At 71.1% G+C, this 22,399-nt stretch carries 23 protein-coding genes; 15 read left to right on the top strand and 8 right to left on the bottom strand.

What is annotated here, in order from left to right:
* The first annotated feature begins 48 nt into the window (after window positions 1-48).
* Window positions 49-795, top strand: a complete 747-nt coding sequence (locus PYV02_RS09395) for an FAD binding domain-containing protein (RefSeq protein ID WP_275758478.1) — start codon at window positions 49-51, stop codon at window positions 793-795.
* On the top strand, window positions 792-3,380 hold the full coding sequence (locus PYV02_RS09390) for a molybdopterin-dependent oxidoreductase (RefSeq protein WP_275758476.1): 2,589 nt from the start codon (window positions 792-794) through the stop codon (window positions 3,378-3,380). Before PYV02_RS09395 ends, PYV02_RS09390 begins: the two co-directional genes overlap by 4 nt.
* Here the strand turns inward: PYV02_RS09390 and PYV02_RS09385 are convergent.
* Window positions 3,310-4,233 (bottom strand): XdhC family protein, encoded by a 924-nt coding sequence (locus tag PYV02_RS09385; RefSeq protein WP_275758474.1) that lies wholly within the window; start codon window positions 4,231-4,233, stop codon window positions 3,310-3,312. The two genes, PYV02_RS09390 and PYV02_RS09385, sit on opposite strands and share 71 nt — an antisense overlap.
* 60 nt (window positions 4,234-4,293) lie before the next feature.
* Between PYV02_RS09385 and PYV02_RS09380 the strand changes: the two genes are divergently transcribed.
* Window positions 4,294-5,535: an amidohydrolase family protein gene (locus tag PYV02_RS09380; RefSeq protein ID WP_275758472.1), complete on the top strand. Its 1,242-nt coding sequence runs from the start codon at window positions 4,294-4,296 to the stop codon at window positions 5,533-5,535.
* Between the two features lie 154 nt (window positions 5,536-5,689).
* On the opposite strand, the gene PYV02_RS09375 is transcribed toward PYV02_RS09380, so the two are convergent.
* Window positions 5,690-6,643, bottom strand: coding sequence for a PDR/VanB family oxidoreductase (locus PYV02_RS09375; protein WP_275758470.1), 954 nt, complete (start codon window positions 6,641-6,643; stop codon window positions 5,690-5,692).
* Window positions 6,640-7,209, bottom strand: coding sequence for a helix-turn-helix domain-containing protein (locus PYV02_RS09370; RefSeq protein ID WP_275758468.1), 570 nt, complete (start codon window positions 7,207-7,209; stop codon window positions 6,640-6,642). The genes PYV02_RS09375 and PYV02_RS09370 overlap by 4 nt, the downstream gene beginning before the upstream one ends.
* Before the next feature lie 177 nt (window positions 7,210-7,386).
* Here PYV02_RS09370 and PYV02_RS09365 point away from each other — a divergent pair, with 177 nt between their 5' ends.
* The 9 genes from PYV02_RS09365 to PYV02_RS09325 all read left to right on the top strand — a co-directional run bounded on the left by PYV02_RS09365 (window position 7,387) and on the right by PYV02_RS09325 (window position 16,844).
* Window positions 7,387-8,637 carry an amidohydrolase family protein gene (locus tag PYV02_RS09365; protein WP_275758444.1) on the top strand — a complete coding sequence of 417 codons (1,251 nt, stop codon included), beginning with the start codon at window positions 7,387-7,389 and terminating at the stop codon, window positions 8,635-8,637.
* Window positions 8,634-9,392, top strand: a complete 759-nt coding sequence (locus PYV02_RS09360) for an ABC transporter ATP-binding protein (RefSeq protein WP_420833609.1) — start codon at window positions 8,634-8,636, stop codon at window positions 9,390-9,392. Before PYV02_RS09365 ends, PYV02_RS09360 begins: the two co-directional genes overlap by 4 nt.
* Complete coding sequence (locus tag PYV02_RS09355; protein ID WP_275758440.1) at window positions 9,392-10,231, top strand: ABC transporter permease; 840 nt, start codon at window positions 9,392-9,394, stop codon at window positions 10,229-10,231. Before PYV02_RS09360 ends, PYV02_RS09355 begins: the two co-directional genes overlap by 1 nt.
* Window positions 10,232-10,289: 58 nt before the next feature.
* Window positions 10,290-11,462: an ABC transporter substrate-binding protein gene (locus PYV02_RS09350; protein ID WP_275758439.1), complete on the top strand. Its 1,173-nt coding sequence runs from the start codon at window positions 10,290-10,292 to the stop codon at window positions 11,460-11,462.
* 7 nt (window positions 11,463-11,469) lie between these two features.
* Window positions 11,470-12,228: an SDR family NAD(P)-dependent oxidoreductase gene (locus tag PYV02_RS09345; protein WP_275758437.1), complete on the top strand. Its 759-nt coding sequence runs from the start codon at window positions 11,470-11,472 to the stop codon at window positions 12,226-12,228.
* Window positions 12,229-12,399: 171 nt separating this feature from the next.
* Window positions 12,400-13,713 (top strand): FAD-binding oxidoreductase, encoded by a 1,314-nt coding sequence (locus PYV02_RS09340; protein ID WP_275758435.1) that lies wholly within the window; start codon window positions 12,400-12,402, stop codon window positions 13,711-13,713.
* Entirely contained in the window at window positions 13,710-14,456 is a 747-nt protein-coding gene (locus PYV02_RS09335) for a creatininase family protein (protein ID WP_275758433.1), read from the top strand. Before PYV02_RS09340 ends, PYV02_RS09335 begins: the two co-directional genes overlap by 4 nt.
* Window positions 14,449-14,997 (top strand): pyridoxamine 5'-phosphate oxidase family protein, encoded by a 549-nt coding sequence (locus PYV02_RS09330; RefSeq protein WP_275758431.1) that lies wholly within the window; start codon window positions 14,449-14,451, stop codon window positions 14,995-14,997. Before PYV02_RS09335 ends, PYV02_RS09330 begins: the two co-directional genes overlap by 8 nt.
* 230 nt (window positions 14,998-15,227) lie before the next feature.
* On the top strand, window positions 15,228-16,844 hold the full coding sequence (locus tag PYV02_RS09325) for an ABC-F family ATP-binding cassette domain-containing protein (RefSeq protein WP_275758429.1): 1,617 nt from the start codon (window positions 15,228-15,230) through the stop codon (window positions 16,842-16,844).
* On the opposite strand, the gene PYV02_RS09320 is transcribed toward PYV02_RS09325, so the two are convergent.
* The 3 genes from PYV02_RS09320 to PYV02_RS09310 are packed head-to-tail and all read right to left on the bottom strand — an operon-like array spanning window position 16,825 to window position 18,580.
* The gene (locus tag PYV02_RS09320) at window positions 16,825-17,397 is read right to left on the bottom strand and encodes a class I SAM-dependent methyltransferase (RefSeq protein ID WP_275758427.1); all 573 of its coding nucleotides are present in this window, start codon (window positions 17,395-17,397) and stop codon (window positions 16,825-16,827) included. The two genes, PYV02_RS09325 and PYV02_RS09320, sit on opposite strands and share 20 nt — an antisense overlap.
* A complete protein-coding gene (locus PYV02_RS09315) occupies window positions 17,394-17,543 on the bottom strand; it encodes a hypothetical protein (protein WP_275758425.1) in 150 nt (49 codons plus the stop codon). Before PYV02_RS09315 ends, PYV02_RS09320 begins: the two co-directional genes overlap by 4 nt.
* Window positions 17,540-18,580 carry a methylenetetrahydrofolate reductase C-terminal domain-containing protein gene (locus PYV02_RS09310; RefSeq protein WP_275758423.1) on the bottom strand — a complete coding sequence of 347 codons (1,041 nt, stop codon included), beginning with the start codon at window positions 18,578-18,580 and terminating at the stop codon, window positions 17,540-17,542. The genes PYV02_RS09315 and PYV02_RS09310 overlap by 4 nt, the downstream gene beginning before the upstream one ends.
* A gap of 72 nt (window positions 18,581-18,652) precedes the next feature.
* On the opposite strand from PYV02_RS09310, the gene allB reads away from it, so the two are divergent.
* The 3 genes from allB to PYV02_RS09295 are packed head-to-tail and all read left to right on the top strand — an operon-like array spanning window position 18,653 to window position 21,371.
* A complete protein-coding gene (gene allB, locus PYV02_RS09305; protein ID WP_275758421.1) occupies window positions 18,653-19,951 on the top strand; it encodes an allantoinase AllB in 1,299 nt (432 codons plus the stop codon).
* Window positions 19,952-20,010: 59 nt separating this feature from the next.
* Window positions 20,011-20,904: a factor-independent urate hydroxylase gene (gene pucL / locus PYV02_RS09300; RefSeq protein ID WP_275758420.1), complete on the top strand. Its 894-nt coding sequence runs from the start codon at window positions 20,011-20,013 to the stop codon at window positions 20,902-20,904.
* The gene (locus PYV02_RS09295) at window positions 20,901-21,371 is read left to right on the top strand and encodes a nucleoside deaminase (protein ID WP_275758418.1); all 471 of its coding nucleotides are present in this window, start codon (window positions 20,901-20,903) and stop codon (window positions 21,369-21,371) included. The genes pucL and PYV02_RS09295 overlap by 4 nt, the downstream gene beginning before the upstream one ends.
* A 218-nt stretch (window positions 21,372-21,589) precedes the next feature.
* Here PYV02_RS09295 and uraH read toward each other — a convergent pair whose 3' ends face one another.
* Window positions 21,590-21,916, bottom strand: coding sequence for a hydroxyisourate hydrolase (gene uraH, locus PYV02_RS09290; protein WP_275758416.1), 327 nt, complete (start codon window positions 21,914-21,916; stop codon window positions 21,590-21,592).
* Complete coding sequence (uraD, locus tag PYV02_RS09285; protein WP_275758414.1) at window positions 21,913-22,392, bottom strand: 2-oxo-4-hydroxy-4-carboxy-5-ureidoimidazoline decarboxylase; 480 nt, start codon at window positions 22,390-22,392, stop codon at window positions 21,913-21,915. The genes uraH and uraD overlap by 4 nt, the downstream gene beginning before the upstream one ends.
* Window positions 22,393-22,399: the final 7 nt, after the last annotated feature.

Raw genomic sequence — 22,399 nt, 5'->3', positions numbered from 1 at the left:
CCGTCGTGTTACACGTCCGACACGTTCGTGGGGTTGACTCGGGGGATCATGGACCTCGTCTCGGTGCAGTCGGTGCGGATGGCGCGCACGCGGACCGACCTCGCCCGCGGCACGCCACTCGGTGGCGGCACGTGGCTGTACTCCGAGCCGCAGCCGGGGATCACCGAGCTGGTGGACCTCACCGGCCTCGGCTGGCATGGCGTCACGCGCTCCGCGGAGCGGCTCACGGTGGGCGCCACCTGCCCGATCGCCGACGTGCGCGAACTCGACGACTCCCCGCTGTTCCAGCAGTGCGCGGACTCCCTGCTGGCCTCCTGGAAGATCCAGCGCATCGCAACGATCGGCGGCAACCTCGCGATGGCCCTGCCTGCCGGGGCCATGATCGCCCTCGCCGTCGGTCTCGACGCCCGGCTGCTGCTCTGGACGGCCGATGGCGAACGCACCGTGCCCGCCGCCGACTTCGTCACCGGGGTGCGCACCACCGTGCTGCAGCCCGGTGAGGTGATCCGCGCGGTCGAGTTCCCGCTTCCGATGCCGCGCACCGCGTTCCGCCGCATCGCCCTCTCGCCGCTCGGCCGCACCGGCACCCTCGTCACCGGGCGACGGGATGCCACGGGCCGAACCCACCTCGCCATCACCGGCGGTGCGACCCGCCCGCACACCCTGCTCGCCACCGACTTCGAGGCGGCCTTCGAGAGCATCGACGACTGGTACGACGACGCCCACGGATCGCCGGACTGGCGGCGCGCCATGAGCCACCGCTTCGCGCTCGAGATCATCGAGGAGCTGGCATGAGGTTCACGGTCAACGGGCAGCCACACGAACTCGAGCCCGAACCCGGTCGGGTGGCGCGCACGGTGCTGCGCGACCTCGGCCACTTCGAGGTGAAGAAGGGCTGCGATGCCGGGGACTGCGGGGCGTGCTCCGTGCTCATCGACGGCTCCCCCGTGCACTCCTGCCTGGTGCCGGTGCATCGGCTGGACGGGGTGAGCGTGGTGACGGCGGCGGGACTCGGGAGCGAGGGCGCGCTGCATCCGGTGCAGGAGGCGTTCGTCGCCGCGGGCGGATTCCAGTGCGGGTTCTGCACGGCGGGCATGGTCGTCACCGCCTCGGCGATGCCCGAGCCGGACGACCTGCCGCGCATGCTCAAGGGCAACCTGTGCCGCTGCACCGGCTACCGCTCGATCCACGACGCGCTTGACGGCGTGCGCAACACCTCCGCGACCGGGCTCGCCGGCGACTCCGTGGTGGCGCCCGCGGCACGGCGGGTCGTCACCGGCAGCGAGCCGTACACGCTCGACACCCGCACCACCGGACTGCTGCACCTGAAGGTGCTCGGCAGCCCGCACCCGCACGCGCGCATCCTCGCGATCGACACCGCAGCGGCCCGCGCGCTCGACGGCGTGCACGCGGTGCTCACCCACCTCGACTCCCCCGCGACCCCGTTCTCCACCGGACGGCACGAGTCGCGCACCGACGACCCGGACGACACGCTCGTGCTCGACCCGGTGCTGCGTTTCCGTGGTCAGCGGGTCGCCGCGGTCGTGGCCGACACCGTCGCGATCGCCGAACGCGCCCTAGCGCTGATCGACATCGACTACGAGGTGCTGCCCGCGGTGTTCGACCCGGAACTGGCGCGCTCGGGCTCGGCCCCCGCGATCCACGGCGACAAGGGTCCGGAGTCGCGCATCCACGACCCGGCCCGCAACACGGTCGCGGAGTTCGCCGGTCACCTCGGCGACGTCGATGCCGCGATCCGGGATGCCGCGGCCACCGTGACGGGCACGTGGCAGACCCAGCGCGTGAGCCACGCCGCGCTCGAGACCCACGCCACGCGCGGCTGGCTCGACGAGGGCGGCCGGCTCGTGCTGCGCACCTCCAGCCAGGTGCCGTTCCTGGTGCGCGACGAGATCGCCCACATCTTCGCGCTCGACCCGCAGAAGGTGCGGGTCTTCACGGCACGCGTCGGCGGCGGGTTCGGCGGCAAGCAGGAGCTGCTCACCGAGGATCTCGTCACCCTCGCGGTGCTGCGCACCGGCCGCGCGGTGCAATACGAGTTCACCCGGCAGGACGAGTTCACGATCGCGCCGACCCGCCATCCGATGCGCATCGCGGTGACGCTCGCGGCCGACGCCGACGGCATCCTCACGGCGATGGACGTCGACCAGCTCATGGACACCGGCGCCTACGGCAACCACGGCATCGGCGTGATGTTCCACTCGATCCACGAGTCGATCGAGGTGTACCGCTGCGCCAACAAGCGCGTGTCGGCCCAGTCGGTGTACACCAACAACCTGCCCTCCGGCGCGTTCCGCGGCTACGGGCTGGGGCAGGTGATCTTTGCGATCGAATCGGCGATGGACGATCTCGCGCGAGCCCTCGGCATCGACCCCTTCGAGTTGCGACGTCGCAACGTGATCGTGCCCGGCGATCGCTTCGTCGTCACCGAGGCCGAGGCGCAGACCGACCTCTCGATGGTCAGCTACGGACTCGACCAGTGCCTCGACCTCGCCGAGGGCGCCCTCGACCGGTCGCTGACCGGGCCCCACGGCTGGCCCGTGGGCGAGGGGATGGCGTTGTCGATGATCGCGACCATCGCACCGCGGGGGCATTTCGCCGAGGCATCCATCGAACTCATGCCCGACGGGGCATATCTCGCGAGCGTCGGCACCGCGGAGTTCGGCAACGGCACCACGACGGTGCACGCGCAGCTCGCGGCCACCGCGCTCGGGGTGAGCGTTGACCGCATCCGCATCGCCCAGTCCGACACGGATGTCGTCGGCTACGACACGGGCGCGTTCGGCTCCGCGGGCGTCGTCGTCGCAGGCAAGGCGCTGCACGCCGCCGCGCTCTCGCTGCGCGCCATGATCGACGAGCGGGGCCCGGTGCCGGGCCTGCGCGCCGAGGGCAGCCACGACGGCAGCCCGCGTTCAGTGGCCTTCAACGTGCACGCGTTCCGCGTGGCGGTGAACCCCGGCACCGGCGAGGTGCGCATCCTGCAGTCGATCCAGGCGGCGGATGCCGGCACCGTGATGAACCCGGAGCAACTGCGCGGGCAGATCGAGGGCGGCACCGCGCAGGCGATCGGCACCGCGCTCTACGAGGAGATGCTGCTCACCGAGGGCGAGGTGCTCACCGACGCGTTCCGCAACTACCACGTGCCCCAGTTCGCGGACGTGCCCGTCACCGAGGTACTCTTCGCCGACACCCACGACGGCCTCGGGCCGCTCGGCGCGAAGTCGATGAGCGAGGCGCCGTACAACCCCGTGGCCCCCGCCCTCGCGAACGCGATCCGCGACGCGCTCGGGGTCAGGCCGACCGAGCTGCCGATGTCGCGGGATCGGCTGTGGCGGCTCGTGAATGGATCGCGCCGGTCGTAACCGCCAACGGCCGCGTGCTCGCCCCGCTGCGCTCCGCGAGCACCTCGGCGAGGATCGACACCGCGGTCTCCTCCGGCGTGGACGAGCCGAGGTCGAGACCGATCGGGCTGTGCAGTCGGGCGATGGTCGCGGCATCCAGCCCGCGTTCGCGCAGGGATGCGACGCGCCGATCGTGCGTGGTGCGCGAGCCCATCGCGCCGACGTAGCCGGCCTCGCTCGCGAGCGCGATGGCGATGAGCTCGGCGTCGAAGCGTGCGTCGTGGCTGAGCACGCAGATCACGGTGCGCTCGTCGATCGCGGTCTCGGCGAGGTAGGTCGTGGGCCACTGCACGACACGTTCCACGCCGGGGAACCGCGCTTCGGTGAGGAACAGCGGGCGCGGGTCGCACACGGTAACCCCGTAACCCAGTACGCGTGCGGCGGCGGCGAGCGCGGACGAGAACTCCATCGAGCCGAACACGATCATGCGTCGCGGCACGGGCGGCTCGTCGACGTACCCGCAGACCTCGACCGGCCGCGCGGCGCGCAGATCGTCGGCGATCGAGTCGGTGAACGGTTGCACGTGAATGCGCAACCGGCCACCGCACGTGAGCCCGACGCTGAACGCCGTCTCGTCGTCGACGCCGTACTCGACGGTGCGCGCGACCCCGTCGGCGAGCACCTCACCGGCGACCTCGACGACGGCACCCTCGACGCAGCCGCCGGCGATCGTGCCGATCACGGCCTCGCCGTCCCAGGCCATCGAGGTGCCGACCGTGCGCGGGGCGCTGCCGGTGATCGCGATCGCCGTTGCGACGACGAGTCGGCGTCCGGCGTCGTGGGCCGCGAGCAGGCGGTCGGCGATCTCGTGCATGACCCAAGCGTGACACGCCACCGTTTCACCGGCGTTACATGCGGCTGCTAGAAACGGCACATGCTGATCCGCGACGCCATCGCCATCATGGTCGACGAGCACACCGAGACCACCGGCGACCTGTCGCTCCCCGGCGACGACGAGACGCTCGACGCCTCGGGATGCGTCGTCACCCCCGGTCTCGTCAACGCCCACCACCACCTGCTGCAGTCGGCCTTCCGCACCCTGCCCGGCACCCGCGGCGTCGCGATGCGCGACTGGCTGCCCACGATGGCGGCCGCCTACGCGCGGGCGGGCGTGGACGCGGAACTCGCGGGTGTCGCCGCGGCGGTCGGGGTCGCCGAGGGGCTGCTGTGCGGCGTGACGACGGTCGCCGACCACCACCTGACGTGGCCGAGCGGCGCCGACACGGTGTCGATCGCACGCGCCACGACGGAGGCCGCGCGATCCCTCGGCGGGCGGCTCGTGTTCGTGCGGGGTGCGGCCCGCGACGATCCGCAGGAGGCCGCGGCATCCGCTGAGGCGATCGTGCAGGCGCTGCTGCCCGACACCGCCGACGGGATGCTGCAGCTGGCGATCGGCCCCGCCGGCGTGCACAGCGACCCCCGCGAGACCTTCGAGCTCTTCGGCGAGATCGCGCGGCGCCACGGACTGCGCCGCCGCACCCAGTCCAACGAGCAGGTGGACACCGAGATCGCCCTCGAGAGGTACGGCCGACGACCCCTCGACCTGCTCGAGGAGTGGGGCTGGCTCGCCGACGACGTCACCCTCGCGCACCTGTGCGACGTGACGCCGGAGGAGATCGCGCGGCTCGCCGCCGCCGGGGTGACCGCGACGCACGCCCCCGGCTGCGACCTGCCGATGGGCTGGGGCATCGCCCCGGTCGCCGCCCTGCGCGCCGCGGGCCTCGCCGTCGGACTCGGCACCTCCGGGGGCGGCAGCAACGACGCCGGGCACCTGCTCGCGGATGCCCGCCTCGCCATGCAGGTCGCCCCCCTCGTCGGACCGCCCATCGCCGCCCGGCAGGTGCTGGCCATGGCCACGGAGGGTTCCGCGACCGGCCTCGGGCGCCCCGAACTCGGCCACCTGCGCCCCGGCAGCGCCGCCGACCTGTGCGTGTGGGATGTCTCGGGCGTCGCCGATGCGGGCGTGGCCGACCCTATCGCGGGCCTGCTCTGGGCGAATCCCGGCCGCCGACCGAAGCACGTGGTCGTGAACGGCCACGTCGTGGTGCGCGACTACGCGCTCGTGCACGCCGACGAGACCGAGCTCGTCGCCCGCCTGCGCGAGCGCCTCACCTGACGCCCCGACTCAGCCGTCGGCGGTCGGTCGGTGGCTCGGGTGGGCCCACGCCGCCGGTTCCGACGCGTTGCCACGCAACGCGTCGGCCGTGCGGTGGGGATGGCGGGCGTCTATGGGCGGAGCCGCCGACCGACCGCCGACGGCGTCAGCCCCTCTACAGCTCGAGCGTCAGCGACGGCCCAGCCGAACGCGACACGCACACGTACATCACGTCGTTCGCCGCCTGCTCGTCGGCGGTGAGGATCGAGTCGCGATGGTCCACCTCGCCGGCCATGACGCGGGTCTCGCACGTGCCGCAGGTGCCGACCTTGCAGCTGGAGAGCACGAGCACCCCGGCATCCTCGATCGCCTGCAGCACCGTCTTCTCGGGCGGCACCGTGATGGTCTCCCCGCTGAACGCGAGCTCGACCTCGAACGGCACCTTCAGCACGGGCTCGCCGAGCTCCTTCGCCTCGAAGCGCTCGACCTTGAGTTGGCGCCCGCGCGCGGCCTGCTCGACCGCCTCGATGAAGCGGGCCGGCCCGCAGCAGTAGGTCGTGGTGAACGGCGGCAGGTCCGCGAAGAGCGCGGGGATGTCGAGCCGCCGCCCCTCGTCGGCGGCGTGCACGCTCACTCGCGAACCGTGCTCGGCGAGCACCTCGTCGAGCAGCGCCATGTGCGCGCGCGAGCGCCCCGAGTACTCGAGCGCGTAGTCGACACCGGACTCCGCCGCCGAGCGCAGCATCGCCACGATCGGGGTGATGCCGATGCCCGCGGCCAGGAATCGGTAGCGGGTGCCGCGCTCGGGCACGAACTCGAAGTGGTTGCGTGGCCCCGCGACGCGCACGGATGCCCCTGGGTGCAGCGTGTCGTGGATCCACGCCGAGCCGCCGCGCCCGTCGGGCTCACGCAGCACCCCGATGCGGTACGCCTGGGCGCCCGGCTCGCCGCACAGCGAGTACTGGCGGGCGTCCCCGTTCGGTAGCAGCACATCGATGTGCGCGCCGGGCTGCCAGCGCGGCAGGGGGCGGTCGGTGGCGGGGACCAGTTCGAGCACGGCGACGCCCTCGGTCGAGTCATCCCGGCGGTGCACCACCATGTCGTACGCGGTGTCGTCGAGGGCGTTCACAACTGCTCCGGTTTCTCCTTGACGATGAAGAGCCGGTAACCGCCGGGCTCGACGGCACGCCAACGGTGGGGTGTGCCGCCACCGTAGTAGAGCGAGTCGCCGGCTCGCAAAACCGTGGTGCTGCCGGTGCCGAGATCGACCTCGATCACCCCAGTGACGACGTGCAGGAACTCGTCCTCGTCGTGGCTGAACGCGGTGCCGAACTCCGTGTTCGATCCAGTGAACTCCATCGGGCTGAAGCTCCGGGTGCCGTGCACGAGCAGCCGCGCTTGGCCCTCGGCGTAGTGACCGCGGGTGCCCTCGTCGACGCGCACGAGACCGGTCGTCGCCTCATCGACGGCGGACATCAGCTCCAACTGACTGCTGCCGAGCGCCCTGGCGATCCGCTCCAGGGAGGCCATGCTCGGCCGGGCGCGGCCACGCTCGAGCTGGCTCAGGAACGGATGCGAGAGCGCCGCGAGTTCCGCGAGCCGCACGAGCGTGAACCCGCGCGCGCGACGCAGCGCCCGGATGCGATGGCCGATGCGTTCGGCCTGCCGGTCGATCGCGGAGTCGATGCCAGTCACCCGTGAACATCTATCACAGCCGAGTGACCCCTCGCCTCGTAATTAACACGTGGAAACGATCGCGTTACGCGCCGGAAACGAGCGCTGCCTAGATTCATCCCTGTTGAGCACATCAACATTCCTGCAATCGGTTCGACGGCGCACCGATCACGTCTCACCTCCCGAAAGCCGAGCGCCGTGCCCACCCTTCCCCGCCAGGTCAGCCTGCTGAGGAACGCCACGCTCGCCGACGGCTCGATCGTCGACGTCGAACTCATCGAAGACATCGTGCGCTCGGTGCGCCCCGCCGCCGGCGGCCCCGTCGAACCGGATGCCGCGACCCTCGACCTCGCCGGTCACCTGCTCATCACCGCCCCCGCCGAGCCCCACGCGCACCTCGACAAGGCGGGAACCTGGGACCTCATCGCCCCACCCGCCGGCGACCTCGAGCGCGCGATCGTGTCGTGGCGCGCCTACTCCGACGAGATGACCGCGGAGAGCATCGAGGAACGCGCGCTCGACCAGGCGCTCGCGATGCTGCGCAACGGCACGACCGCGATCCGCAGTCACGTCGACATGCTCGTGGGCGACGACCCGCTGCGTGGTGCCCGAGCGCTCGTGAACGTGCGCGAACGCCTGGCGGGACTCATGGATCTGGAGCTCGTCGCGCTGCCCGGCTACGACATCCCCGATGCCACCATCGAGGCCGCCCTCGACCTCGGACTCGACCTGGTCGGCGGGGCCCCGCACCTCTCGCCCGAACCGCTGAGCGACCTCGGCCGGTTGCTGGGTCTCGCCGAGCGGCGCGGCCTCGGTGTGGATCTGCACACCGACGAGGGACTCGGCGGCGACCCGACGATCATCGAGTTCGCCCGCATCGTGCGCGACTGGGACGTCCCCGTCTCCGCGGGCCACTGCGTGCGGCTCGGCACGCTCGAGAACGACGAGCTCGACGGCGTCATCGCCGACGTGCTCGAGAGCGATCTCGGCATCATCTCGCTGCCGATCACCAACCTCTACCTGCAGGGCTGGGATCACCCGGTCGCGACGCCCCGCGGACTCACCGCGCTGCGTCGCCTGCTGGATGCCGGTGTGCGCGTCGCCGCCGGCGCCGACAACGTGCGCGACCCCTTCAACCCCGTCGGCCGCAGCGACGCGTTGGAAACCGCATCGCTGCTGGTGACCGCCGGGCACCTCTCGCTCGAAGAGGCCGTCACGGCCGTCACCGACGGCGCCCGTTCGGTGATGAGCCTGCCGCCCGCCGGCGTGCACGTCGGGGCTCGAGCGGAACTGCTCGCCGTGCGCGGCACGAGCCTGTCGGATATCGTCGCCAACGCCCCGGCCGACCGGTACGTCATCCACGCCGGCCGTCTGGTCTCGCACAGCGTCACCACCCATGAGACCGCCCGTCCTGCCCCCGCCCGCGTGACCGTATTCGAAACGAGGTGACACCCTTGTCAACTGCGACCCTCAACGACACCCTGCTCGACTTCAGCGATGTCGCGATGACCTTCCCGGACGGCACCGTCGCCCTCACCGGCGTTGACCTGACCGTCAAACGCGGGGAGTTCGTGACCGTCGTCGGCCCCTCCGGCTGCGGCAAGTCCACGCTGCTGCGCATCGCGTCCGGTCTCGAGCAGGCTTCGAACGGCACCGTGCAGCTCGACACGAACCGCATCGGGTACGTCTTCCAAGACGCGACGCTGCTGCCGTGGCGCAACGTGCAAGCGAACGTCGAGCTGCTCGCCGAACTGCAGTGGGACACCATCGCGGTGCGCCGCAAGAAGGCCAAGGATGCCATCGACCTCGTCGGGCTCACGGGCTTCGAGAAGCACCTGCCGCGCCAGCTCTCCGGCGGCATGCGCATGCGCACCTCGCTCGCGCGCTCACTGACCCTCGACCCCGAGCTCTTCCTGTTCGACGAGCCGTTCGGTGCGCTCGACGAGATCACCCGCGAGCGCCTCAACGACGAACTGCTGCGGCTGTTCGCCGAGACCCAGTTCGCCGGGCTGTTCATCACCCACTCCGTCTCCGAGGCGGTGTACCTCTCGACCCGCGTGATCGTGATGTCCGGGCGTCCGGGCACGATCGTCGACGAGTTCGAGGTGCCGTTCCCCATGCCACGGGACCCCGAGATCCGCTACACCGCCGAGTTCGCGGAACTCGTCGGCAAGGTCTCGCACGCACTGAGGGAGGGCCACTGATGGCCGACACGGCGAACGAGGGCGCGGCACCGGTCGCGGTGCGCCTACGCCGACGGGGCACGAACTTCGGACCGGGCAGGATCGGCCTGTGGGGTCCCCCGATCGGGCTCCTCGCGGCGCTCATCGTCGGCGCGTACGCGCTGCACGCCGCGCTCGGCGAGCGCGGGTTCCTGCTGCCCGAGCCGCACGTCGTGCTCGGCAAGCTCGTCGACCCGAAGACCGCTCCCGACATCTACCGCGCCCTCGGCAACACGGCGACCGTGGCGCTCGTCGGTCTCGCGATCGCGATCGCGCTCGGAGTGGTCTGGGCGATCGGCATGAACCAGGCCAAGTGGGTCGAGCGCACGACGTTCCCCTACGCGGTGATCCTCCAGTCCATCCCGATCCTCGCGGTGGTGCCGCTCATCGGGTTCTGGTTCGGCTACGACTTCTTCGCCCGGGTGGTGGTCTGCATCCTGATCGCGCTGTTCCCCATGGTGTCCAACACGCTGTTCGGCCTGCAGTCCGTCGACCGGGGGCATCGCGAACTGTTCAAGCTGCAGGGTGCGTCGCGCTGGATCATCCTCACCAAGCTCGAGCTTCCGGCGGCGACCCCGGCGATCTTCGCCGGCATGCGCATCTCGGCGGGCCTGAGCGTCGTCGGCGCGATCGTCGGCGACTTCTTCTTCCAGCGCGGCACCCCCGGCATCGGCGCCCTCATCGCCAAGTACGGTGCTCGCCTGAACTCGGCCGAACTGTTCGCGTCGATCCTCGTCGCCTCGCTGTTCGGCGTCGTGATCTTCCTGCTGTTCGGCTGGATCGGCAAGCGCGCCGTCGGCAAGTGGTACGACTTCGGCTGACCCAGACCACACTGACCCACCCCTGCACCATCACATCCACAACACACAAGGAGAACCGATGCGCATCACACGCACCAGGGCGCTCATCACGGTCGGCCTCGCGGCCGGCGCGATGACGCTCGCCGCCTGCAGCACCCCCGCGCCCGAGGACAGCGCAGCACCGGAACTCGAGATCGGCGCCGTCGACCTCGCCGCCGCCGGCTGCCCCGCGGACATCAAGATCCAGACCGACTGGAACCCGGAGGCCGAGCACGGCCACCTCTACGCCCTCCTCGGCGACACCTACACGATCGACGACACCAACAAGACCGTCACCGGCCCGCTCATGGCTAGCGGCGAGTACACGGGTGTGGATGTCACGATCCTCGCCGGTGGCCCGGCAGTCGGCTTCGCGCAGCCCAACGCCCAGCTGTACAGCGACGACTCCATCTTCATGGCGTACGTCGGCACGGACGAGGCGATCGCCCACTCCGTCGACCTCCCGACGGTCGGCGTGTTCCAGCCGCTCGAGAAGGACCCGCAGATGATCATGTGGGACCCGGAGACCTACCCGGATGTCACCGACATCGCGGGCCTCGGTGAGGCCGGCGCGACCGTCCGCGTCTTCCCCGGTGGCGTCTACATCGACTACTTCGTCGGTGCCGGTGTGCTCTCGGCCGACCAGATCGACTCGACCTACGACGGCCAGCCCGCCGTGTTCGTGTCGGAGGGCGGCAAGATCGCACAGCAGGGCTTCGCCTCCGCCGAGCCGTACATCTACGAGAACGAGGTTCCGGAGTGGGGCAAGCCGGTCGCCTACCAGCTGATCAACGACGCCGGGTACCCGAAGTACGCCGCGATGGTCTCGGTTCGTCCGGATGACGTCGAGGCCTACGCCGACTGCCTCTCGCTCCTGGTCCCCGTCATGCAGCAGGCGGAGATCGACTACTACGACGGCACGCTGAAGGACTCGACGAACGCGCTCGTGCTCGAGCTCGTCGATGCGTACGACACCGGCTGGGTCTACAGCGCAGAGGTTGCCGACTTCTCGTTCGAGACGCAGCTGGCCGACGGCATCATCGCCAACGGACCGGATGACACGCTCGGCAACTTCGACGAGGCTCGCGTCGCGTCGCTGTTCGACATCGTCGTGCCGATCTTCACGGCTCAGGGTGTGGAGATCGCCGAGGGCCTGACGCCCGAGGCGCTCTACACGAACGAGTTCGTCGACGCCTCGCTCGGCCTGAAGTAGCACCGCCATGACGACCCCGTCGGTGACGAACCAGCGCCTGCTGGGCAAGCGCATCATCGTCACCGGCGGGGCCCGTGGCATCGGCGGCGAGATCGCCGCCCGCTTCGCGGTCGAGGGTGCCCGGGTGGGCATCCTCGACCGCCTCGCCGAGCAGGGCTCGGCCCACGCCGACACGATCGGCGGCAGCTTCTTCGAGGTGGATCTGCTCGATCCGGTGGCCACCGCGGCCGCCACCCAGGCGGCGGTGGACGCCCTCGGCGGCGTCGACGTGCTGGTCAACTGCGCGGGCATCCTGCGCTTCGGATCGCTGCTCGAGGTGACCGTGCAGGACTGGAACGAGACCTTCTCCATCAACACCCGCGCGATGCTCACCACCATGCAGGTGTGCGTGCGCTCGATGCTCGACGCCGGACACGGCGGCAAGATCGTCAACCTCGCGAGCATGGCGGCCAAGAAGGGCGGCGCTGGCGAGGGCGCCTACCCCGCATCGAAGGCCGCCGTCGTCGCGCTCACCCGGCAGGCCGCGCTCGAGTGGGGCGTGCACGGCATCACCGCGAACTCCATCTGCCCCGGCTACATCCTCACCGAGATGGGTGCAGCGACCCGCACCGACGCGATGGTCGAGGAGTGGTCGAGCTACTCCCCCCTCGGCCGACTCGGCGAGACGAAGGATGTCGCCGCCGTCGCCCTCTTCCTCGCCAGCGAGGACTCCGACTACCTCACCGGCCAGGCGATCAACGTCACCGGCGGCATGGTCATGCACTGACCGGCACCACCCGCGGCGGGAGCACCATTCCTCTGGCGGGAGATTTCACAGGATTGGCGGGAGATGCTGACGGTTGGCGGGACTCGTAGCTCCCGCCGACCGTCATCAAATCCTGCCGCACCGCGACTGCAGCACCAGTACCAGCACCAGCACCAGGCAGGAAGGACAGCAATGCCGAACATCGAGGCCCTCGAAGCCGAACTGCGCGAACTGCTCGGCGACAAGGGCGTCAGCGTCGAGCTCGCCGCCCGCGAGCGAGCGTCCGTCGACGGTTCGCGCCTGTCGCCCGTGATCAGCGAGCAACTGCCGCTCGGACTGGCAGACCTCGTCGCCTACCCCGCCAACGCCGAGGAGATCGCGTTGGCCGTCGGCGCCGCGGTGCGTCATGGTGTGCCGATCACCCCGCGCGGCAAGGGCACCGGCAACTACGGGCAGGCCATCCCCTTCGAGGGCGGACTCGTGCTCGACACCTCGCGCGCGCGCGAGATCCTCGAGGTCGGCGACGGCTACCTCACCGCCGAGGCCGGCGCGTCGATGGTCGCGATCGAGACCACCGCCAACAAGGCCGGTCAGCAGGTACTGATGTACCCGTCGACCGCCAACTCCACGGTCGGCGGCTTCGTCTCCGGTGGCTCCGGCGGCACCGGTTCGATCAAGCACGGCATGCTGCACACCGGCTTCGTGCTCGCCCTCGACGTCGTGCACGCCGTGCCAGACGCGACGCTCATCCACCTCGAGGGCGAAGCGACCGAGCCCTACATCCACAACTACGGCACCGCCGGGATCATCGCGCGCGTCACCGTCAAGCTCGAGCCGCTGCAGGACTGGCGCGGGTTCTTCGCGAGCTTCGACACGTTCGAGCAGGCGCTCAGCGTGATCCGGCCGTTCGCCGACCTGGAGCCCACCCCGCGACTGGTGAGCGCCGACCTGCCCACGCTCGCCGAGGCGCTCCCGGCCGATCTGCAGATCCCGGCCGGGCGGGCGAGCCTGCGGGCGATTCTGGATGCCGCATCCCTCGACGCGGCGACGGCGCTCGTCGAGAACGCCGGAGGCCGCGTCGACCGCGTGGAGTCCGGCTCGCAGATCTGCATGAAGATCAGCATGGTCAGCTACAACCACCCCATCGAGTGGCTGCAGAAGGCCTACCCCAACACGTACTTCCACGTCGAGGTCGCCGGCGACGAGCTCGTCGACCGCATCGACGAGGTGCACGCGGTCTACCCTGGCGGCATGCTGCACATCGAGGCCCAGAAGGGCAGGCCGATCGGGATGCTCGCCGGCACCTACACGAACCCCGACGACGTCTACGCGGGATTCGAGAAGCTCGCCGCTCTGGGCGTCGGGTATCACAACCCACACCAGTGGTTCGTGGACTACGAGCCCGCCCGCACCGCGGCGCTCGCGGAGACCACCGACCCGCAGCACCTGCTGAACCCGGGCAAGCTGCAGGCGAAGGCGCCCATCGACACCGGGAGCCAGGTGTGAGCCGCCGACTCGACGAACTGCCCGGCCCGGCCCTTGTGACCACGCTGACGGCCGACTCGATCGTCGTGCTGCCGGTGGGCTCGATCGAGCACCACGGCCCCCATCTGCCCCTCTCGACCGACCTCATCATGGCCGACGAGCTCTCCCGCCGCATCGTCGAGGCGAGCCCGCTCGACGCGTGGTTGCTGCCGCCGCTGGCGTTCACGAAGTCCGACGAGCACGACTGGGCGCCGGGCACGGTGTGGATCGGGTGGGAGACCCTCATGCGCACGGTGCTGGAGGTCGCGGCATCCGTCGCGAACACGCCGGCGCGCACCCTCGTGCTCTACAACGGGCACGGGGGCAACATCGCGCTGCTGCAAGTGGCACTGCGCGAGATCCGCCGGGAGACCGGGTTGCGCACGTTCCTCATGAACGCGTCGATCCCGGCCGGCGAGACCGAGAACGGGTTCGGCATCCACGGCGGACACGGCGAGACCTCGATGATCCTGGCGCTGCGACCAGAACTCGTCGACCTCTCCGTGACCCAGCGGTGGGTGCCGGACCACCTCGCCGACTACGAGCAGATCAAGTTCAACGGGGGCGCGGTGAGCTTCGGCTGGCTGTCGAACGACTTCGGGCCATCCGGCGTGATCGGCGACCCCACCACGGCGAACCTCGCACACGGCGAGGAACTGCTCGCGGCATCCGTCGCCCAGGGGGTCGCCGCACTCGAGGAGATCGCGAGGTTCCGCCATGTCTGAACACTGGGAGATGCTCGTCGACTGGCTGCCCGCCAACGACGACCCGAACCGGCCGCGCATGACGATGTCGACGGCGGAACCGGATGCGCGCACCCTGCTCTTGAGCGAGTTCGACGAGCACGGCTTCTACTTCCACACCGACTCCCGCTCGCGCAAGGTGCAGCAGCTCGCGGACGACCCGCGCGTGGCGCTGACGATCCTGTGGCCGGACTTCACACGTCAGCTCGTGGTGCTCGGCACCGCCGAGCTCGCACCGGCCGTCGAGCAGGATCGCGCCTACCGCGCCCGCGTGCCGTACCTCAAGCAGCTGGCCTGGCAGAACACGCACGAGTACGCGCAGCTGCCGCTGGAGGAACGGCGGGCGCTGTGGGCCTCGTTCAGCGAGGATGAGCACCTGCGGCATCCCCCGGAGACCTGGATCGGGTTCCTGGTGCGCCCGCACCGGCTCACGTTCTGGCAGGGCGACCCGCAAGCGGCCTCACGACGCACCGAGTTCACCCTCACCGACGGCGACTGGCAGAAGCAGTACCTGCCCGGCTGACCCCGCCGCGCCCGCCGCGCCCCCGCCCGCGAGTGTGCAGTTGCTGCGGGTGCGCGACAGCACCACCGGCAGCAACTGCACGCTCGCCGCACGGGGGCGGGCGGCGCATCGCTTGACGTACGGGGGGACGCGGTCTAGTGTCGACGCTCGTGCTGCTGTAGGTCCTGATCTCCCCGCGTCCGCGGCCATGCCCGGCGGGGTTCGTTCTCAGCACGAACAGGACTCCCTCTGTGTCAGCCATCTCTGTGCTGCGCGCCGACGGCATCTCGCACGCCTACGGCGACCGCAGCGTTCTCACGGACCTCTCCCTCACGGCCTCGGGCGGGCAGCGCCTCGGCCTGCTCGGCGAGAACGGCGCGGGCAAGTCCACACTGCTGCGACTGCTCGCGGGCGTCGAACGGCCCGACGGCGGCACGATCGAGCGCCCCGCCCGCACCGGCTACCTGGCCCAGGAGGTCGGCTTCGACGCGAGCACACCGCTGCACGTGGTCATCGAGCGGGCGATCGCCGACGTGCGCGCCATCGAGGTCGAACTCGGGGATGCCGCGGCCGCCCTCACCACCGACCCGCTCGCCGAGGCGCGCTACGCCGCCGCGCTCGAGTCCGCCGAGGCCGCGGACGTGTGGAGTCTCGACGCCCGCCGCGACGAGCTGCTCGCCGGGCTCGGGGTTGCGGGCATCCCGCTCGAGCGCACGCTCGGCGAGGTCTCCGGCGGCCAGCGGAGCCGGGTCGCACTCGCCGCACTGCTGCTCGCCCGGCCCGACGCCCTGCTGCTCGACGAGCCGACCAACCACCTCGACGACGCCGCCGTGGCGTTCCTCGTCGCGCGCCTGCGCGACTGGCGCGGTGCGGTCGTGCTCGCCAGCCACGACCGCGCCTTCCTCGACGAGGTCGCCACCGACCTGCTCGACATCGACCCCTCACGGGCCGGCGTGACGCGATTCGGCGGCAGCTACTCCCAGTACCTCGAGGCGAAGGCCGCCGAGCGGACACGCTGGGAGACGACCTTCGCCGCCGAGGAGCGCGAGCTCGCGAGTCTGCGCGAGACGGCGGCGGTGACGGCGCGCAGCGTCGCCCACGGCCGCGGACCCCGCGACAACGACAAGTTCATCACGAAGTTCAAGGGCGGCAACGTGCAGCGCGCGATCTCCCGCCGGGTGCGCGACGCGGAGGGTCGCATCGACACCCTGCTCGCCACCCGCGCCGCGCCGCCGCCGGCCGCGTTGAGCTTCGCGGGCATCCCGACCGGATCGCAACCGCTGGAGGGCGAGTTGCTGCACGCCGCCGCCGTGCGCGTTGAGGATCGCCTCGCCATCGACGAGCTGCGGGTCGCCGCCCTCGATCGGCTGCTCGTCACCGGGCCGAACGGTGCCGGCAAGTCGACGCTGCTCGGCCTGCTCGCCGGGCGCATCGTCCCCACCGCCGGCACGGTCGAGCGCCGCCGTGGGCTGCGCGTGGCACTGCTCGATCAAGACGTGCGCTGGGCGGATGCCACGCTGTCCCCGCGAGCGCTCTACGAGCGCACGCTCGGCGAACGGCGCGCCGAGTCCGTGCCGTTGTCGAGCCTGGGGCTGATCGCGGCACTCGACCTCGATCGCCCCGTCGGCAGCCTCTCGATCGGCCAGCAGCGCCGCACCGCCCTCGCGCTCATCATCGCCCGCCCGCCGCACCTGTTCCTGCTCGACGAGCCGACCAACCACCTCTCGCTCACCCTCGCGACCGAGCTCGAGGACGCCCTCGGCGGCTACCCCGGCGCCGTCGTGATCGCCAGCCACGACCGCTGGCTGCGACGGCGTTGGGATGCCGCGACGCTCGAGCTCACGCCGGTCAGCGCGCTCGCGCGATGAGCACCGTGTCGAGCGCGACGCCCTTCGACGTGACGCGCTCCACCTGGCGGCACTCCACGATGTCGAGGTCGGATGCGGCGGCCCGCAGCTCCTCCACCGTGTGCAGCAGCGCGGCATCCGCAGGTCCGCCCACCGTGTTCGCGCGGTCGTGTCCGACGAGCGCGAGCGTGCCGCCGGGAGCCAGGTAGCCCGCGGCGTTGCCGATGGCTCGGGCGAGGTCGGCGGCGGGCAGCTGCAGGTAGGCGATCACCACGAGGTCGACCTGCTGCGGGGAGACCCAGGTGGTGGCATCCGCCGTCACCCACTCGACGTCGAGGCCGAGCTCGGCGGCCCGCCGCGCGCCGGTGGCCAGCCCCACGGCGGAGAAGTCGACCGCGGTCACCTCCCAGCCCAGCGACGCGAGCCACAGGGCGTTGCGCCCCTCACCCGCGCCGAGGTCGACGGCGGTGCCGGGGTCGAGGTGGGCGAGCGTGCGCTCGACCCACGCGTTGGGCTCGAGCGACCACACCGCGTCGCTGGCGGCGTAGCGCGCATCCCATTCCTCGGCCCTCATGCGAGGCCCCTGCCGCAGCCCGCGAGTGTGCAGTTTGTGCGGGTGCGCGGCGTCGACACCCGCACGAACTGCACACTCGCTGAGACGGGGGCGGCGGTGCGGGCGGGGGCGGCGGTGCGGGCGGCGGCGGCGGGGATGGCCCTCATGCGAGCTCCCGGCCGATGCGGGCGAGCGCCTCGGCGAACCAGGCTTCGCGCAGCGGCCCGGTGCCGCCGGAGAGGTTCACTCCTCGCACGCCGTCGATCTCGAGGAACTCCCGCGAGAGTTCCACCGCGGCCGCAATGCCCTCCTCGAAGGGGTCCGCGGCGTCGAGGATGCGCTCCAGGTACAGCGGCGGCAGCACGAGCGTCGTGAAGGTGCGCAGCAGCCCGGCACTCTCGCGGTCCACGACCACGGGCACGCACGGGATGTAGGCGAGGTCGGCGCCGAGATCCTGCGCCCGCTTGATGAACTCCGCCACCGGCACGGCCCCACCGGCGTGGTTGACGAAGCACACCTCGGCACCGGCACGCGCCTTCTCCAACAGTCGGTTCGGGCGGCGTTCCACGGGCGGGGTGGCCGGTGCCTCCGCGACGCTCACGAGGTGACCGTTGGCACGGGCCAGGGATGCCGCCTCCGTCGAGTCCAGGTCGAACACCGGCGTGGCATCCGGCCGCTGCCCGGTGAGGGTGTGGTCGCCGGTCACGCAGTGCACACCGGCGACGCCGACGTGGGCGAGGGCGGCGAGTTCGCCCTCCATCGCGACCCGGTTGCGGTCGCGGCAGTTGAAGCCGGTCCAGACATTCAGTCCGGCGGTCTGGATGAGGGCGGCGCGGTAGGCGGGCGGGAACTGCACGCGGGCGGCGCCGGCATCGCCCGCGAGCACGGCATCCACGGAACCGGCGAGGATGCCCCCGCACTCGACGATGGAGTCGGCGTCGAGTGCACGGGCCGGGAAGTCGGCCACCACGATCGGTCGCGTCGCGAGCAGCTCCCGCATCGCCGTGGCACCCGCCGACACGGGCGCGGGCGGCACCGGATCGGAGGCACCCGGCGGCAGGTCGGACTCGACGCCGTGCCAGCGCACGGTCGGAAGCTCGAGGAACACGCAGCGGAACTCCGCGACCTCGCAGCGCCCGTCGAACTCGACGCCGCCGCAGGGGCCGTACTCCATGTGCTTGGGGCAGGCGAGCGTGGTGGTCATGATGCCAGCGTGGCACGACGCGGTTTCGCGCGCGTTACTGACACGAAACGCCGCTGTGTTTCACTTGCAGGCATGGCTTTCGACCTTGTCGTTCACGCGACCGCGGCGCACATCGACGGGGCGGTGCGCGAGGCGTGGATCGGCATCGCCGACGGTCGCATCGCCGCGATCTCGGAGAGTGCGCTCGACGGTCCGCTCGTCACCCTCGCCGACGACGAGGTGCTGATCCCCGGCATCGTCGACACCCACGTGCACGTGAACGAGCCGGGGCGCACGGAGTGGGAGGGTTTCGCCTCGGCGACGAGGGCGGCGGCGGCGGCGGGCGTGACGACGATCGTCGACATGCCGCTCAACAGCATCCCGGCGACGACCACGGTGGAGGCGCTCGGGGCCAAGCGCGCGGTCGCGACCGTGAGCGTCGACACCGGCTTCTGGGGCGGAGCGGTGCCGCAGAACCTCGGGGCGCTGCGCCCGCTGCACGAGGCCGGCGTCTTCGGGTTCAAGGCCTTCCTCGCCCCGAGCGGCGTGCCCGAGTTCGACCACCTGAACGCCGAGCAACTCGAACGCGCGCTCGAGGAGATCGCCGAACTCGGCAGTCTGCTCATCGTGCACGCCGAAGACCCGGGCGTGCTCGACGCGCACGTGGGCCACGGCGGCACCGACTACGGCGCCTTCGTGCAGTCCAGGCCCGACGAGGCCGAGGTGACCGCGATCGAGCGGGTGATCGCGGGAGTGCGGCGCACGGGGGCGCGGGCGCACATCCTGCACCTCTCGTCATCGGCCGCCCTGCCCGCACTGCGCGCCGCGCGGGCGCAGGGACTGCCGATCACGGTCGAGACCTGCCCGCACTACCTGACGATCGCCGAGGAGCAGATCGCCGACGGTGCCACTCAGTTCAAGTGCTGCCCGCCGATCCGCGACGACGCCAACCGTGATGCGCTCTGGACGGCGCTCATCGACGGCGACATCGACCTCGTCGTCACCGACCACTCCCCCGCGACCGTCGAGCTCAAGACGGCGGGCGATGGCGACTTCCAGCTCGCGTGGGGCGGCATCGCGGGGTTGCAGACCGGGTTCAGTGCGGTGTGGACGGAGGCGTCGCGCCGCGGCATCCCGCTCGAGACGGTGGTGGGGTGGATGTCACGTGGCCCGGCCGACCTCGTCGGTCTGCAGCAGAAGGGCCGCATCGCCATCGGAGCCGACGCCGACCTCGTGGCCTTCGCGCCGCAGGAGACGTTCACCGTGCACGCCGAGTCGCTGCTGCACAAGAACCCGGTGTCGGCCTATGAGGGACGCGAGCTGCGCGGAGTGGCCCGGCGGGTGTGGGTGCGGGGCGAAGCCCCAGGGTCGGGGCAGCTGCTGCAGCGGTGAACGAGATCCGCTCGACCACCGGAAACGCGCCCGACACATCACGGTGGCAGGATCGCAGCATGGGCATCATCCTCGGCGACAACCAGTACGGCAAGGCAGAGAATCGCGTCGTGCGCATCGTGCGCGACTCGCCTCGACACGAGATCCGCGACCTCAACGTGACCACCGCGATGCGGGGTCCGTTCGATCCGGCGTACCTGGTCGGCGACCAGTCCAACGTGCTGCCGACCGACACCCAGAAGAACACGGCCTTCGCCTACGCGAAGTCGTTCGGCATCCCCACCATCGAGGAGTACGGGCTCGCGCTCGCCCGTCACTTCGTCACGGACGTGGAGCCGATCGAGGGTGCGCGCATCGAGATCGAGGAGTTCGCGTGGGATCGCGTCGTGATCGACGGCGCCGAGCACGATCACACCTGGGTGCGGCGCGGGCAGGAGATCCGCACCGCCGCGATCACCGTGGATGCCTCGGGCGAGCACGTGATCGGCGGCTTCAAGGATCTGGTGATCCTCAAGTCGACCGGCAGCGAGTTCGCCGGCTTCCTCAAGGACGAGTACACGACGCTCGAGGAGACCCACGACCGCGTCATGGCCACCTCCCTCGTGGCCAAGTGGCGGTTCGGCACGACCGAGGTGGACTGGGATGCCGTCTACCCGCGGGTGAAGGCGATCATGGTGCGCGAGTTCGCCACCCTGCAGTCGCTCGCCCTGCAGCAGACGCTCTGGCACATGGGCAAGGCGGTGCTCGAGGAGTTCCCCGAGATCGTCGAGGTGCGCCTCGCCGCGCCCAACAAGCACCACTTCGTCGTCGATCTCGCACCGTTCGGGCTCGAAAACCCGGGCGAGGTCTTCATCGCCGCCGACCGACCGTACGGGCTCATCGAGGCGCAGGTGCTGCGGGATGACGCGCCGCCCGCCGGCGACGCCTGGCGATTCTCCGCGGGGCTCGCATGAGCTCCGACGCGGCCTGGCTCGCCCGCGCGATCGAGCTCGCGACCGCGAACGTCGCTGACGGCGGCGGTCCGTTCGGTGCGGTCATCGTGCGCGACGGCGTGCTGCTCGCGGAGGGCCAGAACCGCGTGACGCGCGACAACGACCCGACCGCGCACGCCGAGGTCGTCGCGATCAGGCGGGCCTGCGCATCCCTCGGGGACTTCTCCCTCGCGGGCGCGACGCTCTACACCTCGTGCGAGCCGTGCCCGCTGTGCCTCTCGGCGGCGCTGTGGGCGCGCATCGACCGCGTCGTGTTCGCCGCCGACCGGGATGACGCGGCCCGCGGCGGCTTCGACGACCGGGAGTTCTACGAACTCTTCGCCCGCGACCGCGCCACCTGGCCGGTCACGATCGAGGCGGTGCGGCCGGATGACGCGGCCGCCCCCTTCGACGCCTGGCTCGCCAACGAGTCCCGCACCGACTACTAGCTGCTCGCCTCGGCCCTCGCCACCGAATCCTGTGGCGGGAGATACTCACGGATGGCGGGATCAACAACTCCCGCCATCCGTCGCCATCTCCCGCCAGACCCGGGATATCCCCCGCCGACCAACCGCATCTCCCGCCGACCAGCTGCATCCCCCGCCGACCAGCTGCATCTCCCGCCGGCGAACCGCATCCCCCTCCGCGAGAGCCGCGGGAACCCGCCTCAGCTGCCGCGGTACGTCGAGTACGCGAACGGCGAGAGCAGCAGCGGCACGTGGTAGTGCGCCGTGGTCTCCGCGATCACGAACGAGACGACGACCCGCGGATAGAACGTGGCGCGGCCCGCGGCCGCGAAGTAGGGACCGGTCGCGAACTCGAGCTGGTAGTCGCCGGCGGGCAGCGCATCCGGGCCCAGGTCGGCGATCCGGCCGTCCGAGTCGGTGACGCCCATGGCGATGATCTCGCCGGTCGGACCGCCGAGCGCGACCGAGATGCCTTCCGCGGGTCGGCCGAGTGCGGCATCCAGCACGTGCGTGGTGACGTGGCTCATGGGGTGTCCTCTCCGAACAGTCTCTGGAGTCGCAGCAGGGCGATGTCGCGCAACTGCTCGCCGACGATGGCGAGGTCGGCCGCATCATCCAGTTCGAGGCGACGGTGCAGCTCGGCGAGCATCTCGGCCCGCGACCGGCCCGCCGCACGGATGATGAAGATGCGCCCGAAGCGCGCCTCGTAGGCCGCATTGCCCGCCGCCAGCTCCTCGGCGAGCTCGGTCGCATCGCCCTGCTCCGAGCGGCTCATCGCGGCCGACGCGCTCTGCCCGGTCGGCTTCTCCCCGATGCGCGGATGGTGCGCCATCGCCTCGGCGATCTCTCCCGCAGAGAGCGGGGTCGCCTCCGTGTAGGCGACGAGCAGCAGCTGCTGCAGATCGTCGAACGGGGCGTTGCCCGCGACCGCATCGACCCAGCGGCGCACGCCGAGAGCCGTCGTGAGCTTCTCGACCAGTTCTTCGCGGGGGACGTCGATCATCGGTATA

Origin of the sequence: Antiquaquibacter metalliresistens (assembly GCF_029211225.1) — a bacterium.
GTDB lineage: Bacteria > Actinomycetota > Actinomycetes > Actinomycetales > Microbacteriaceae > Rhodoglobus > Rhodoglobus metalliresistens.
This window is presented reverse-complemented; position numbering and strand designations above follow the sequence as displayed.

Excerpts from the sequence above, each read along its gene's own strand:
- allB (WP_275758421.1), top strand. The coding sequence starts at position 18,653 with ATGGCTTTCGACCTTGTCGTTCACGCGACCGCGGCGCACATCGACGGG.
- PYV02_RS09320 (WP_275758427.1), bottom strand. The coding sequence starts at position 17,397 with ATGAGGGCCGAGGAATGGGATGCGCGCTACGCCGCCAGCGACGCGGTG.
- uraH (WP_275758416.1), bottom strand. The coding sequence starts at position 21,916 with ATGAGCCACGTCACCACGCACGTGCTGGATGCCGCACTCGGCCGACCC.
- PYV02_RS09315 (WP_275758425.1), bottom strand. The coding sequence starts at position 17,543 with ATGAGGGCCATCCCCGCCGCCGCCGCCCGCACCGCCGCCCCCGCCCGC.
- PYV02_RS09310 (WP_275758423.1), bottom strand. The coding sequence starts at position 18,580 with ATGACCACCACGCTCGCCTGCCCCAAGCACATGGAGTACGGCCCCTGC.
- PYV02_RS09390 (WP_275758476.1), top strand. The coding sequence starts at position 792 with ATGAGGTTCACGGTCAACGGGCAGCCACACGAACTCGAGCCCGAACCC.
- PYV02_RS09330 (WP_275758431.1), top strand. The coding sequence starts at position 14,449 with ATGTCTGAACACTGGGAGATGCTCGTCGACTGGCTGCCCGCCAACGAC.
- PYV02_RS09395 (WP_275758478.1), top strand. The coding sequence starts at position 49 with ATGGACCTCGTCTCGGTGCAGTCGGTGCGGATGGCGCGCACGCGGACC.
- PYV02_RS09345 (WP_275758437.1), top strand. The coding sequence starts at position 11,470 with ATGACGACCCCGTCGGTGACGAACCAGCGCCTGCTGGGCAAGCGCATC.
- PYV02_RS09340 (WP_275758435.1), top strand. The coding sequence starts at position 12,400 with ATGCCGAACATCGAGGCCCTCGAAGCCGAACTGCGCGAACTGCTCGGC.
- pucL (WP_275758420.1), top strand. The coding sequence starts at position 20,011 with ATGGGCATCATCCTCGGCGACAACCAGTACGGCAAGGCAGAGAATCGC.
- PYV02_RS09355 (WP_275758440.1), top strand. The coding sequence starts at position 9,392 with ATGGCCGACACGGCGAACGAGGGCGCGGCACCGGTCGCGGTGCGCCTA.
- uraD (WP_275758414.1), bottom strand. The coding sequence starts at position 22,392 with ATGATCGACGTCCCCCGCGAAGAACTGGTCGAGAAGCTCACGACGGCT.
- PYV02_RS09295 (WP_275758418.1), top strand. The coding sequence starts at position 20,901 with ATGAGCTCCGACGCGGCCTGGCTCGCCCGCGCGATCGAGCTCGCGACC.
- PYV02_RS09350 (WP_275758439.1), top strand. The coding sequence starts at position 10,290 with ATGCGCATCACACGCACCAGGGCGCTCATCACGGTCGGCCTCGCGGCC.
- PYV02_RS09380 (WP_275758472.1), top strand. The coding sequence starts at position 4,294 with ATGCTGATCCGCGACGCCATCGCCATCATGGTCGACGAGCACACCGAG.
- PYV02_RS09385 (WP_275758474.1), bottom strand. The coding sequence starts at position 4,233 with ATGCACGAGATCGCCGACCGCCTGCTCGCGGCCCACGACGCCGGACGC.